We start from the raw sequence: 14,248 nt of genomic DNA on the forward strand, positions 1-14,248 counted from the left end.
AATACCCATTTCTAAATTACACATGTTATGGGATAAAGGTTGTAGACGGTGTTAGAGAGAGTATCCAATATTTTATCAGTTTAATTGCATTTTCAACATCACTTAAAGAGATAATTTCCGCTGGGGTATGCATATATCGGTTAGGAATACCAATCAAACCTGTTGCAACCCCCTTACGGCTAAGTTGTATAACATTGGCATCAGTCCCTGTGGCTCTTGGGGCAGGCATAAGTTGATATGGAATTTTATTTGTTTCTGCTACTTTTTTTATTCCTTCAAAAACCTTCGGATTTATATTTGGACCTTTATCTATAATTGGTCCTTTGCCTAATTGTATCTCAGCATACCTTGCTTTATCTATCCCAGGATGGTCTGTTGCCCAACCAACATCAACTGCAATAGCAGTGTGAGGCTCACAAGCATAAGCACTGGTGATAGCACCACGCAAACCTATTTCTTCTTGAACAGTCGTAACGCAAAATACAGCGACCTTTACCTTTTGCTTTGCCAAATTCCGCACCGCTTCAAGGCAAACAAAAGCACCGATACGGTCATCTAATCCACGTGCCGTTATCAGGTTATTTTTAAGCTCACGAATAGGAACATCTAAAGTAATAGGGTCGGCAATAGATACCATCTTTTCTGCTTCTTTTCTGTTTTTAGCACCAATATCTATCCAGAGGTCGTGAAGCTCAAATGCCTTGTCTCGTTCTTTCTCTGGAGTTAAATGTATTGGTTTTCTCCCAATCACTCCATACACAGAACCTTTCTCTGCATGTATAACAACTCTTTGTCCTGGTAAAACAGCAATATCCACTCCGCCAATAGCTACAGCTCTTATAAACCCCTGCTCATCAATCGCGTTTACCATTAAGCCAATTTCATCTACATGCCCACAAAGCATTACCCTAAACGGTGCATCTTTATTAAGAACATAGAATTGATTACCGTGAACATCCTTGTAAATTTCATCAACCACATCCTTCATATACTCACGGCATTTTTCCTGTACCTGAACCTCAAAACCAGAAGGGCTTGGCGTTTGAAGCAAGTCATAGAGAAAATCTTTTGCCTGTGGAGACAACATAATCCTTTTCCTCTGTTTACATTGAGAACCTTATAAAGTAACACTATCAAATTATATCACAATTAGAAAAGAAAATAATTGTTGACAGAAACTGAAAATATAAAAAAACACAGGCACACCCTTTCCCTCTTCTATGAAGAAGAACTTTTGTTTTATGTCTAACAATTATCTATTTTTGATTTCCACCTCGTATTTATTATACCTTAAAATTCTCCTTTTTTGTTTTAAATTTTTTTACTTCTCGTTAACTCTTTATTTATCATATATATACAATTATACGAAGAAAATGTTACATATATTTAAATTTTTGAATTTTTCATTTGACATTGAGGGTAATAAAATGTTAAATTTTAGGTTATGAGATTTTGGATAGACAAAGAGTACGTATAAAAATAATTGAGGAGAAGGGATTAACCTTTTTCCATAGGAGCCGAAGCGCGTGAAATCATGGACGATACTTAGGCTTCCGAAGAAGGAAGGCGAAAAGATACATATAAGACTCTCTCCATGGGTATTAGGATTTATCTTAGTATTGATAGCTGTTCTTACCTTTTTCACTTCCTTTTTATACACACGGCAGTGTATCATTTCTACTCACCTTACTCAATTGAAGCAAATTAATCGCAATTTAGAATATGCTACAGGAAATGGAACCACCAATTCTGTACCTGTAGACCCTGTGACAGAAGAGGACCTTCGTAAGTTAGAAAATCAGCTTCGTTCTGAGTATGAATCAACAATCGCTGTTATTACCTCTCAATTAAACGAATTGTTAGAAATAGAGACAAAAGCACGCCAGGCAACAGGACTTACCCCGAGATACAAAGCCCCAACGGCTAATATTTCCTCAAACAACGAAAGAGGAAAAGGTGGTCCAGTAGCCAGCAACCACAATATTGGCATGTCTTCAAGCCGAAATTCCTTTGTTATACCCACACTATTACGGAGCTCTGGACGCTTATCCGCTGATTTACTCTTGCAGGAGATAGCCCTCCGTAAAATAGGTTTACAGGATTTATTAAAAGGTATTGAAATCCAGAATGCCAAAATTGAACGGACACCTACCAGCTGGCCTATCGCACGACGTATGGGTAAGTTAATGTCTTACTTTGGTTATCGTCGTGACCCATTTACACATCGTATCAAACACCATGATGGGCTTGATATATCTGCACCTTATGGAACACAAGTTATTTCCGCAGGCAAAGGTGTCGTAACATTTGCAGGAAGAGATGGTGATTATGGAAATGTTGTAATTATCGACCATGGGGAAGGCATTAAAACAGTGTATGCTCACTTATCCAAAATAAGTGTAGATGTTGGGCAAAAAATAGAAAAAGGACAAGTAATTGGAGCGGTAGGTAGTTCAGGTAGAAGTACAGGGCCTCATCTCCACTTTGAAGTTCGAGTTGGAAATGCACCTACAAATCCATTAAAATATCTAAACAGATAACAAATGTAGCGTTTGATATTTTTTCCAGGTTTAAGAAAAAAGATAGGAAATTGTTATGTTAGATGTTCGTAAGAAAGGTCCTAATGAAATGAATATATCAAGTGTTATTGGTCCAGGTACCGTAGTGAACGGTGATATTAACTCATCAAGTTCCATCCGTATTGAAGGAGAAGTTATCGGAAAAATCAACAGCAAAGAAACTGTTGTTATAAACGATAACGGCAAAGTGAAAGCGGAGATTCGTGCGTCTCAAGTCATTGTCAGTGGAGAGGTTCAGGGAAACATCTTTGCAACAGAACGATTAGAGATTACCGCATCAGGTAAGGTTATGGGTGACATTACTGCCCCACGGGTAAGCATTGCCGAAGGCGTTGTATTTGAGGGCAAGTGTACAATGAAGCCACCGACAACAACACCCAATAGTTCACAACCTAATAAATAACATTGTGTTCGCTAATTAAAAATATCTTTATATTATCTGGCGGTGTTAATCTGTCTTTCTGTTCATTTTAATCCTTTTTAATTTTCGCCAGAGGGTATTTCTACCAATACCAAGGCGACGAGCCGTTTTAGAACGGTTGAAGTGACACTCAGCAAGCGTTTGCAAAATAACCTCAGTTTCAATTTCTGTTAGGGAACGTTCTTCATTCCTTAGCTTTCTCTTATTTAATCCCCATAAACCTAAAGCACGTTCAATCATTAAACATGCTTCATCAGGCTGAAATGGAATAAAGATATAACCATAAACACCTTTCTTCATTAATTCAACAGCCTCACCAATTCGTTGAGCAGTAGCAAGTACTAATGTTGGCATTGATGATGCATAACGTAGAGCTATTCCATAATCATCTGTAATAAATATATCTGAGGCATCTTCAGAAATAATATGTCCACGTGCCTCTAACATCGTCTTGAGAGTAAGTTGATTTATTGGCTGTCGGATATTTAGTTTAACACGAGCCATGAATTGCTCCTCTTTAATCTTTTATAAACAGACTACCTATAATAGTATAATACATACCAACAAAAACCATAAACTAAAAAATATCTATCTTTTTATATAAATATTATGTCGGACAATTATAACGAAAATATAAAAAATCCTTTTTCATGGTGGGATTCTGTCCGTGAAGTTTTTTTTATGTCCTGGCCAATTGTATTAGGTTCACTCTCATACACGGTCATGGAGTTCTGCGATAAATGGATGGTTTCACGGTTAGGAACAATACCATTAGCAGCAGTCGGTTCAGCTGGAATATGGTCTTATACATTAAGCACCTTATTATTAGGTATCGTAGGTTGTTCAGGAACTTTTGTTGCTCAGTCATATGGTCGCCAGCAATGGAAAGATTGCTCAAGATATACCTGGCAAGGAATATACTTGGCATTAGGGTCAATTTTACTTGCAGGTATTCTTGGGCTCATCTCCGAACCTCTTTTCCTCCTCATGAAACATAGTCCTGAGGTAACGCGTCAGGAGTTAATTTATTTCCGTATACGACTTTTAGGTTATCCTCCGATGGCAATGGGCTCTGCATTAGCTTCATTTTTCCCTTCAATTAGTAAACCACGGATACCAATGTACTCTGCAATATTAGGAAACATCTTAAATTTATTGCTTAACTATCTCCTGATTTTCGGCAAGTTTGGTTTTCCTCGGTTGGAAATTGCAGGTGCAAGTTTAGCAACGATTATTTCCCAGTGGGTTCAGACCTTATTCCTTTTTATTCTATTTATCCAACCTTCTATTCATCGAACTTATGGAACCCGAACATATCGACGATTCGACTATCGGCGAATGAAAGAATTAATTCGCATAGGTATTCCCGCTGGTTTGAGTATGTTCTTAGATATTTGTAATTGGAGTATCTTTACCAGTTTTATCATCGGCAGATTTGGGGCTGTACCGCTCGCTGCTCATAATATTGCGATTAGCTTCATGCACTTATGTTTCATGCCTGCTGTAGCAGTAAGTATTGGTATATCAGCGATTGTAGGTCAATGGCTTGGCAGAAAACAGATTCGAGTAGCACGTCAAAGAGTATATGTTGCTATTTTTTTATGTATTGTGTATATGGCAAGCATGGGGTTGGTCTTTGCTATTTTTGGTGGAAAACTTATTACGTTCATTTTTAGTAAAGACACAGAGGTTATCCATTTCGGACACCAATTACTCATTTTGGCAGCACTATTCCAAGCCTTCGATGCAATTAACATCGTCTGTTTAGGTGCATTACGTGGAGCAGGTGATACCAAATGGGTTATGTGGGCTATGGTACTCAATGCCTATAGTTTCTTTTTACCCCTCTCTATTATTATGGGCTTTGTATTAGGATGGGGGGCTTTAGGTTCATGGATTTCTGCAACAATATATATTTTTGTATTGAGTATCACATTGCTCTACCGATTTATTTCAGGTAAGTGGTCAACAATTGTAATCTTTTCTGAAAATAATGCTTCATCATAAAGCAACCTATAATATTGTTCAATTCTCTTAAGATGAATATAGTCCCCTATGTAATGTATTATTTCTATGAAATTTAAACGTTTAATTTTGAAATAGGATTCGCATTGATTGGAATTGATAAACGAGTAAATAATATAAAGGTAGGATTGTTAATATCCATTTTGTTTTACCTATTCCTGACTGGTTCTATACAGGGTCAGGTTGGAGTAATTCGAGCGGAATTAGAGCAGGGCATCGTTGCAGTGTGCCGTCCTTCATATCAGATTTTTCTTGAATGTTTTGCTATACCTAATAAACCGTTAAGCAAATCATTAACTTCTATTCTTGCGACACCCTCAGATGCTCAAAAATATTCACAACTAAAAAGCTGTGCCATTCCTTTAAATAAAGTTAAATTGTCGTTATACCCTAATATTTTTTGGACTTTATTCAAAGATGACCTAAAAGAATCGGAAGGCTGGACTCATACTGTTCCCAAAGGTTATATGTTTGATTATACCTCATTAAATCTATGGACACTCGCTCTAACAGGCGACACAGGCCATACAGATGAGATTTTAAAATCTCCGAAAAATAAAAAAGTGAAAATACCCTTAAACCAAGAAGAAACTATATTTTTCCCCTCACATTATCTTGTGCCAGAACTAAAAACAAAATTAGTATCAATAAAACCAAAAATCAAGGAACAAAAACAGCCATCATATCCTACATTAGTTCCGTTGGAGGTCGCTGATGAAAAGATAGAAACACAAACACCAATTGAATATAATGGTACAAGTTCAAACGAACTTACTTATGGAAAAGATAGCCAAGGAGAGTATGCAATATACCGTCTAAAACAGGGAGAAACACTTTACCGCATCGTTGCCCGATTCACAGATTACTCTGAAAATGCAGACATTCTAAAAGCATGTGAAATTATCAAAAAACGAAGCAAAATCGTTCAAGAACGCTCATTAGAACCTGGAACAACTATAAAAATACCTTTAGATATGCTTAGCGATAATTATTTGCCAAAATACACAGAGGAACGACGTGTTGCCGAAGAAGTAAAAAAAGAAACAGAACGGTTAAAGAAAAAAACAAAAGATTCCACTGTAAAAACAACCTTAAAAGGGAAAATAGTGATTATCGACCCTGGTCATGGAGGAAAAGACCATGGGGCTCCTTGCTATAAGGCAAAAATATTTGAAGATGAGGTTAATTATGATATTGCATGCAGATTAAAAAAATATCTTGAAGAGAAAACCCAAGCCAAAACCTATATAACTCTTAAAGATAAAAGCCAAGGATTTGAACCGACCAACCAACGAACTTTTATTCACGACACTGATGAATGGGTATTAACAACTCCCCCCTGTAATCCCCAAGATTTTTCATCATCAGCAAATCTTCGGTGGCTTTTGGCAAATAGCATCATGAGGAAAGAAGAAAAGGCAGGGATTTCGAGAGATAAAATGATTTTTATTAGCATCCATTGCGATTTTTTATATAAATCGTCAATGCGAGGATTGATGGTTTATACTCCTGGTGCCAATTATCGACATGGGACAGAGTACATCCCACCAATGAATAAAGGTTTCCAATACAACCTTTATAAAGAATGGAAAGAATATCGTCCAAAAACACTCACAAAATCTCAGCTTATCAAAGAGGAAGCTCGTTCTAACACCTTTGCACAAATATTAATAAAATCCGCACGTAGAAAGGATATTGCCATTCATAATGAAGGACCGGCTATCCGAAATGTAATACGTAAATCAAAAAGAAGTGTTTTTGTTCCAGCTATCCTACGAAATACCGAGATACCAACGAAAGTGTTAATTGAATGTGCTAATTTAAACAATCCCTCAGACTTAAAAAATTCTGCTGACCCTGTCTGGCGACAGAAAATGGCAGAGGCTATTGCTGAGGCCATCGAACAATATTTTGAAATACAATAAGAAACAATTCTACATCATCAGAAAATAATCATCTTTGTTATAATGAATAGATTATGTACCTTTTGTAGGATGATACAAAATGAGTGAAAAACAACCATCAGAAACAATATCGACAAACCAGACATGTGCAATTATCATGGCAGGCGGAATTGGTGAACGGTTTTGGCCATTATCTCAACCGAACAAGCCCAAACAATTTCTACCATTCGGCACTAATAATAATACATTGATTCAAGATGCTTTAGAACGTGCTACTCAAATTGCACCTTTAGAAAACATATACATCGCCACATCCAAAGAACTTAAACCTATATTTGAAACAATAGGATTATTACCACCTTCCCAAATTCTTGCTGAACCATGCCGTAGAAATACTGCTGGTTGCCTTTCCTTTGTGCTTGCGAACTTACTTGCTAAACAACAAGACTTAACAGATATTACTATGGCAGTTCTTACCGCAGACCAGCGGATTGAACCACTTGAGAACTTTGTCAAAGTAGCAAATGTCATTATTCAATACGTAGCAACGCATGATGTTCTTGGAATTATTGGAATACCCCCTACACGCCCCGAAACTGGATTTGGCTACATCGAAGCCATACACGAACAGAAAATTAATATTAATGACATCAATATATACCCCCTCAAAAAGTTCCACGAAAAACCAAAAGAAACTGTTGCTAAGAGTTACATCAAATCGAAAAATTTCTACTGGAACAGTGGTATGTTCTTCTGGAACGTAAAAACATTTCTAAATGAACTTCATAAAGCAAGTCCCATTCATTGGGATTCCATCATACAAATGAAAAATGCAGTCATAAACAACGATTCAGAAAAGGTAGAGGCTGTATTTAACAATCTACCTGATATATCAATTGATTATGCCCTGATGGAGAAAACAAACAACGTAGTTGTAGCAGAGGCAATATTTCAATGGGACGATTTAGGTTCATGGACATCATTAGAACGGGTTTTGCCTAAGGATGAAAACGGAAATATTCTTCATGGCAATTCAGTCTGCTTAAAGAGCAACAATTCTATTATCTACAATGATGATACTATCCCAATAACAATAACCACATTAGGGATAGAAAATCTGGTTGTGGCTGTTTCAAATGGTGTTGTCCTTATTATGAATAAAAATGAAGCACAAAACTTAAAACAACTTTTAGAAAAATTTAAACAATCCAAAAAAAATAATGAACAATAAAATATCAAGATTGGTTAAACTGTGTTTCCTATAAGAGATTATAATCCACGGAAAAGTACACCAATTGTGGTGATTTCTTTAATTGCTTTTAACACGTTTATTTATTTTCAATATTTTGATTTCCAAGAACAAAAACTGCTACAACTGTTTTCTATATTAGGAATAGTTCCTGCTCACTTTCGGTTTATAACGCTTATTACACATCAATTTCTGCATGGAGGCTTACTTCATTTAATATCAAACATGTGGGCTCTATGGATTTTTGGGGATAACATCGAAGACCGTATAGGGCATGGACGTTTCCTAATTTTTTATCTACTATGTGGTATTAGTGCTGGTTTAATACATACAATAACACAACCCAGTTCTACCGTTCCCTGTGTCGGGGCATCCGGAGCAATCTCCGGCGTTATTGGTTCATACTTATTCTTATACCCAACAGCAAGAATCTGGTGTGTAGTTCCTATTATCATTTACCTTTACTCTATAACAGTACCTGCGATTGTATTTGGAATTATATGGTTTCTTATCCAATTAATGAATGGGCTCATAGTAATGGCAAGTAATGAAGATGTTGCAGGTGTTGCATGGTGGGCACATATTGGCGGTTTTATCGCAGGCATCCTCCTACTTCCCTTGTTCCTTAAAAAAGAAGAACCCGATGAATCTGATACAGATATGTATTTATAAAGACATACGTCAAACCAAAAGATTATAAATTCTTTCCCCCCAAAACTCAATAAAATATAACAGTAAACCCATGTTAGAAAAAAGCAAAGAAATTTTGTTATAATATCACCATTACTCTTCCCCATATATGTTTAGTCGGGAATTTTTGTATACGCTATAAGGTTTTTTATTTTAAATTCAAGATAAGGAGTAAAGGCAATGGCAGCGATTGTTGACCCAGAAAAATGCACTGGTTGTGGTAGTTGTGTTGACGTGTGCCCAACAGAAGCAATTCATTTAAACGATGACGGCAAGGCAGTCGTCGACCCTGATAAATGCGGTGATTGTGGTGCATGTGTCGATGAATGCCCTTCCGAAGCCATTTCATTACCTGAATAAAAAAATAAGGTGTAATTCCTTAATTTCACATAAAAAGATAACAGTATGAATTATGTCTTTGGTCCGGTATACTCCCGAAGATTGGGGAAATCTTTGGGTATTGATACGGTACCATTTAAAATATGTTCTCAAGATTGCATCTACTGCCAATTAGGACCTACTACTTGTAAATCGCTGGAACGTGCATCATTTTGTTCTCCGGAAGTAATTATTAAGGAACTGCTTCAGAAATTACAGACATCTAAAACAGATTATATAACCTTGGCCGGTTCCGGCGAGCCAACGTTATGTTTAGAATTGGGACAGGTTATTTCCAAAATAAAAAAAGTAACTTCTATCCCAGTGGTAGTTTTAACAAATGGATTGTTAATGTCCCGCCAAGAAGTTCGAGAAGAACTGAAACAGGCAGATGTGGTTTGCCCATCTTTAGATGCAGGAAATGAATATGTATTTCAGAGGGTAAACAGACCTGTCCCAGGTATAGACTTTGATACTTTCTTAAACGGTCTAATTGAGTTTCGGAAGGAATATGAAGGACAAATATGGTTAGAGGTCCTTTTAGTTCGTGGTATTACAGACACAAAAGATGAAGTAATTCAAATTGCTCAATGTTCCGCTCGCATCAATCCTGACCGTATCCATCTAAACACAGTAACTCGTCCGCCAGCCGACTCTTCTATCTCAGGTCTAACTGTACCAGAACTCGAAGAATTCTCTTCCCTATTTACTCCTACCGCAGAAGTTATAGCAGAGTACCCAGCAGGAATTGAGAATAATCCAATAGAAGATGAAAAAATAATTTCAGCAAATGATATTTTAGAGATACTACAACGGCATCCTTGTTCTATTACAGAATTATCATTTGCATTAAATACAAAAGAAACCAACATACACCCTTTATTAAAAGACCTGCTTCACCAAAAAAGAATTGAATCCTTTAATATCCGTGGAAGAGAACTTTACCGTTTTATAAAACCAGAATAATTAATATCTTATGGCTTTTATTCAACAATAAAGATATAAGGACCCCAACTATTTGCTTCATCTGCTTTCGGCAGTTTATTTGTAGCATGAAGTCTCACGCCTGGTTTTACCTCTACCTCATACTCCAACGCCGCCTCACCTTTCCTTCGAGATTCAAAATGGAAATCCAATTCTCCATTATCATTTAAGTCACGAGTAGCCAAAAAGTAAGTCCTTAATGCAAGAATATGATACACATCTCTCGGAGGTTCGGTACCTAATGGTTCAGGGACAACACCACCCGTTGAACCACCTGGTCCAACGCTGATTAATACAAATGCATCATAAACAGATGGCGGAAAAGTTACATCTTGAAGTAACGGATGATTTGACTCCCATGCCTCAGCATAAAAATAACCATTTTCTATCCAATAACGACGTGCCTTCTGAAATTGCCTTTTATTTATAGGAGCATATACAAACGGACGCTGGTCCATCTCAGCCAATCGATTTAACTCGCCCCCAGGATTGTTACTACCTCGATAAAGTTCTGTCGGAAATGAATACACACCCGTTGCTTGACTTTTTGACCCCATAGGCAAAAATTCCATAAGACTAATTCTACCATCACGATTGGTATCAAACCCTTCCGAAAACTCGTCCATATATTTACGATTTCCATGAACCTTCAAAAGAGCAGTATATGGTCTCAACATAAATAACTCATCATCAGGAATTTGTCCAGACTGAAAATCTCGTTTTTGCCAATTTACAAAACCATAACCTGGCGGATATGTGTTATGGTCCGTAAAATACGCCGTCATAGCAGTTCGTATCTGGAGAAATGTATTATCCATCCGCCGTAATTTCGCACGTTCACGGATACGAGGCAAAACAGCAAAAGTAAAGCCAGCAAGAATAGCGATAATAGCTATAACGGTTAGCAATTCAATAAGTGTAAACCCAAATAACCTCTTTTTCATATAGTAATCCTCTTTATTTCAACTACGGCTTGCTCTGTCTATTATACATAATAACATATAACAATAACGATTGGGCAAATTTAAAAATTTTTATCAACTTTTATTCTCATTTTCTCGTTTTCTTTTACAACAAATATTTGTTTGTCTTCATAGTATAAATGTGCAAATAAAAATGGGAATAATTATTTTTAGTTTCGTTTATAAAATTGTTTTTATTTGTCTTGATAACATGCTATAATGCACTTAATACAATATAACCATTAAGATAAGGAGTGAATCATGGGAGCAAAACACTCTGTCGAACAAATTTTTGAGCAGGCAGCAAAATTTGTTGTCAAGCAAAAGGGCACATGGGACCATGCTGACTGGGAAAACTTTCTTGGAAAGATTGCAGAATATGAGCTGGAACTACATGATGAACTTATGATTAAATTAGGGGCACTCTTGGAGTTGGGCAAATATTTTTATTCCAATCTTCCTGAAACTGTCGGGAAAAAACCGAAGAAAACAAAAAAAAATTCGGTAAAAAAGACAAAAGAATCAAGTGAAGAAACCTTAGATTAATCCGAAAACAGACTTTTAGAATTCGTTCTTATCTGTTCAGTTCGTAGTATGAGTGGAGCAGTTAATTGATATAACCGCAGTGGGTTGTGTTATTCCCCGTTACACGAATGGTTTGGGAACTTTTACTTGTATTACGGATTTCTACATCATAAACTCGGTCAGGAGCATTAAATCGGTAGCGATACATATCATCACCAAAAGATGAAGATGAACCTGTGATTGAACCAGATTTGCCACGTATATTAATGCTACTACCTGAACCCCATTGGTTACTACTCCCCTGCCAATACTCATTATTTCCCGAACTATAACAATCGATATTAAATCGGATTTGTGAACCACTCATATAATATGTTCCCGAAACGGTCTCGCCATTCGTGTTTCGAAAATTAAAACTACCACTTTGTCCCTGTCTCGTCTGAATATTTCCATACCATCCACTTAAAGATAACCGTTTAACCCCTGAAATTCCTTCCTTCTCACTTTTCTTCCCATGATACAAAGCATCAATAACCCCAACAAGAGCAGAAATTATTGGCGAAAACGATGCCGTTTCCCTCTTGTTCGCTTTAAGGGCGGACAAACTATCCTTTTTGGGAGCATAATACCGCTCAAATGTCAATGGAGGGACATACGTATTCCTGTTTAGCGGCTCCTGATTATATACATGCGGTTGAATCAGCCGTGGATAACTATATGGATTCGGTGTTAATAGAGGTTTTCCCATGATACTAAAAGCCTCTTCCAGATACGGATTATACAAAGCCTGTTCGTCAATTTTTTGCCCACCATAATGTGGTTGAATATTCTTCAATTTGCGTCCACCCACCGTAAGTTGATCACCCGATAAAACCTTACCTCCATACAAATCCAAAGCGTTCTTTGATGGATTACTATTATACATCTGAGCGAACACAGAGGTACTGAGGAATAAAAATAGCCCAATGCTTAAACTACAAACGGCTATTTCTATGTATCTGCCACAATTCATATTCTTTCTCCTTTTATTAAAACGAAAAACAAATCTCTCTTATTTAGTTTAACATAAAACTCCATTAAAACACCCCATATAAAACCCTTAAAAACACGATTCGCAATTTTATATAAAATTTCTTGTTCATCAAAAAAGTTAATTCACAAATTACCGATACTTTCCATCCATCCCGTGGTATGGTACTATTTATAAATCACATCCACAAAGACTATAACTCTATCCCCTTCTTGCTTAATATGCCACGAACTACTTTTGAGTTTCGTAATAAATCAGCCAATGCCCCTTTGCCATTCAAAATCTGGTTATTGCAATCATCATATCCACACAGAAAATTTAGATATTCACATGCCCACCCTTTTTCTGAGTTATAAGTTCTATAAATATTATCGAGTTGATTAACTACCTGCTTAAACCTCTGTCCAAAATCACTATTACGACAATCCTGTTCGAATAGCCTCTCCAGACCTTTACTACGTAAATCACTACTCAATTTAGGAAAGGAAAGCAACCCTTCTTTCTCTTTGTCCAAATAATCCGATAGTATATGTATATCCCACAGAATCGTTATCAGTCCTGCGGACATATCCCGTGGCAAACCTGTTATTTCTCCACACCGCTGGATTAATTTCCTGTTTTGGCGAGCCCGTTCCTCATTAATAAAATCCAACGCTTCCTCTATGTTCTCGTCCAATTCATCTCCCTCTAATCCCTGCTCCATAAATTCTTCTTCCAACGCATCCATAAGGGGCTTATGATATTTTAAGTCTATGTTAAACCCCCAATGAAAAATATACCGATGTTTTGTTCCCCCTCCAAACTTTAATCCAAATTTATTTTTTAGTTCCCGAATAAACTCACTATTCCCACCTTTCTGGTCTATCGTATCATGTAATTCTCTAAAAAGCGGTTCCAACATTCCCCCCCTTTCTGAAGAAATACCCAATACGCTATAAAAATCCAATTTATGTTTATTGTAATCACTCCGTGCATAACTAACAGGTTGAACCAAAGTGCCTAAACAACCTATAAAAACACATAAATATAAAACCTTTTGTTTGCAAGAAAAACGTCTCATATTTTTATATAATTCCTATATACATTATCTTCTCGATTACTTTTTCCTTCTCAGGATTGTTCCACGTGTATATGATTTTACCAGTTCCTCCGCTTCCTGTATCTCATTATTACTAATTCCCCAAAGCCGACCCGACAATCCATCCCTTTCGTTTTTCGCATCTTTATATATACCGCTACTCTCTCCACCATACTTCATTGCAAGGGTATACCATGCGTATGCTAATACCCTATCCTTTGGAACACCTTCACCATTTCCATACATATCTCCCAAATGCATCATTGCCCCGGCATTGCCTTCTTCCACTGCCTTCTCAAACCACTGTCGTGCCTTATCATAATCCTGCGGGACACCAAGACCTTCATAATACATCAAACCCAAATTAAACATCGCCATAGCATTGCCTTTTTCCGCAGACTTCTCATACCACTGCCGTGCCTT

At 36.9% G+C, this 14,248-nt stretch carries 15 protein-coding genes; 9 read left to right on the forward strand and 6 right to left on the reverse strand.

Annotated features, from left to right (window positions below):
- Window positions 1–25 precede the first annotated feature (25 nt).
- Complete coding sequence (locus tag PLJ10_02245; protein ID HOK08462.1) at window positions 26–1,087, reverse strand: M42 family metallopeptidase; 1,062 nt, start codon at window positions 1,085–1,087, stop codon at window positions 26–28.
- A 439-nt stretch (window positions 1,088–1,526) separates the two neighbouring features.
- Here PLJ10_02245 and PLJ10_02250 point away from each other — a divergent pair, with 439 nt between their 5' ends.
- Both PLJ10_02250 and PLJ10_02255 read left to right on the forward strand, forming a co-directional pair.
- On the forward strand, window positions 1,527–2,540 hold the full coding sequence (locus tag PLJ10_02250; protein HOK08463.1) for a peptidoglycan DD-metalloendopeptidase family protein: 1,014 nt from the start codon (window positions 1,527–1,529) through the stop codon (window positions 2,538–2,540).
- 55 nt (window positions 2,541–2,595) lie between these two features.
- Complete coding sequence (locus tag PLJ10_02255; protein ID HOK08464.1) at window positions 2,596–2,982, forward strand: polymer-forming cytoskeletal protein; 387 nt, start codon at window positions 2,596–2,598, stop codon at window positions 2,980–2,982.
- A gap of 45 nt (window positions 2,983–3,027) precedes the next feature.
- Here PLJ10_02255 and PLJ10_02260 read toward each other — a convergent pair whose 3' ends face one another.
- Window positions 3,028–3,504, reverse strand: a complete 477-nt coding sequence (locus tag PLJ10_02260; protein HOK08465.1) for a helix-turn-helix domain-containing protein — start codon at window positions 3,502–3,504, stop codon at window positions 3,028–3,030.
- A gap of 177 nt (window positions 3,505–3,681) precedes the next feature.
- Here PLJ10_02260 and PLJ10_02265 point away from each other — a divergent pair, with 177 nt between their 5' ends.
- The 6 genes from PLJ10_02265 (at window position 3,682) to PLJ10_02290 (ending at window position 10,212) form a co-directional block, all read left to right on the forward strand.
- Window positions 3,682–5,007: an MATE family efflux transporter gene (locus PLJ10_02265; GenBank protein ID HOK08466.1), complete on the forward strand. Its 1,326-nt coding sequence runs from the start codon at window positions 3,682–3,684 to the stop codon at window positions 5,005–5,007.
- Window positions 5,008–5,111: 104 nt separating this feature from the next.
- Entirely contained in the window at window positions 5,112–6,950 is a 1,839-nt protein-coding gene (locus PLJ10_02270; protein HOK08467.1) for an N-acetylmuramoyl-L-alanine amidase, read from the forward strand.
- A 79-nt stretch (window positions 6,951–7,029) separates the two neighbouring features.
- On the forward strand, window positions 7,030–8,160 hold the full coding sequence (locus PLJ10_02275; GenBank protein ID HOK08468.1) for a sugar phosphate nucleotidyltransferase: 1,131 nt from the start codon (window positions 7,030–7,032) through the stop codon (window positions 8,158–8,160).
- A 21-nt stretch (window positions 8,161–8,181) separates the two neighbouring features.
- Window positions 8,182–8,850 carry a rhomboid family intramembrane serine protease gene (locus tag PLJ10_02280; GenBank protein HOK08469.1) on the forward strand — a complete coding sequence of 223 codons (669 nt, stop codon included), beginning with the start codon at window positions 8,182–8,184 and terminating at the stop codon, window positions 8,848–8,850.
- Between the two features lie 198 nt (window positions 8,851–9,048).
- Window positions 9,049–9,228 (forward strand): 4Fe-4S binding protein, encoded by a 180-nt coding sequence (locus PLJ10_02285; protein HOK08470.1) that lies wholly within the window; start codon window positions 9,049–9,051, stop codon window positions 9,226–9,228.
- Window positions 9,229–9,273: 45 nt separating this feature from the next.
- The gene (locus tag PLJ10_02290; GenBank protein ID HOK08471.1) at window positions 9,274–10,212 is read left to right on the forward strand and encodes a radical SAM protein; all 939 of its coding nucleotides are present in this window, start codon (window positions 9,274–9,276) and stop codon (window positions 10,210–10,212) included.
- 17 nt (window positions 10,213–10,229) lie between these two features.
- Here PLJ10_02290 and PLJ10_02295 read toward each other — a convergent pair whose 3' ends face one another.
- On the reverse strand, window positions 10,230–11,174 hold the full coding sequence (locus PLJ10_02295) for a type II secretion system protein (GenBank protein ID HOK08472.1): 945 nt from the start codon (window positions 11,172–11,174) through the stop codon (window positions 10,230–10,232).
- Window positions 11,175–11,453: 279 nt separating this feature from the next.
- Between PLJ10_02295 and PLJ10_02300 the strand changes: the two genes are divergently transcribed.
- Complete coding sequence (locus PLJ10_02300; protein ID HOK08473.1) at window positions 11,454–11,738, forward strand: hypothetical protein; 285 nt, start codon at window positions 11,454–11,456, stop codon at window positions 11,736–11,738.
- 61 nt (window positions 11,739–11,799) lie between these two features.
- Here the strand turns inward: PLJ10_02300 and PLJ10_02305 are convergent, their stop codons facing one another.
- The 3 genes from PLJ10_02305 to PLJ10_02315 all read right to left on the reverse strand — a co-directional run.
- Window positions 11,800–12,729 (reverse strand): hypothetical protein, encoded by a 930-nt coding sequence (locus PLJ10_02305; protein HOK08474.1) that lies wholly within the window; start codon window positions 12,727–12,729, stop codon window positions 11,800–11,802.
- A gap of 211 nt (window positions 12,730–12,940) precedes the next feature.
- Window positions 12,941–13,807: a hypothetical protein gene (locus PLJ10_02310; protein HOK08475.1), complete on the reverse strand. Its 867-nt coding sequence runs from the start codon at window positions 13,805–13,807 to the stop codon at window positions 12,941–12,943.
- A gap of 36 nt (window positions 13,808–13,843) precedes the next feature.
- Window positions 13,844–14,248, reverse strand: a 405-nt coding sequence (locus PLJ10_02315) for a tetratricopeptide repeat protein (GenBank protein ID HOK08476.1), incomplete at its 5' end; no start/stop codon positions are given.

The organism is Candidatus Hydrogenedens sp. (genome assembly GCA_035361075.1).
Classification (GTDB): Bacteria; Hydrogenedentota; Hydrogenedentia; order Hydrogenedentales; family Hydrogenedentaceae; genus Hydrogenedens.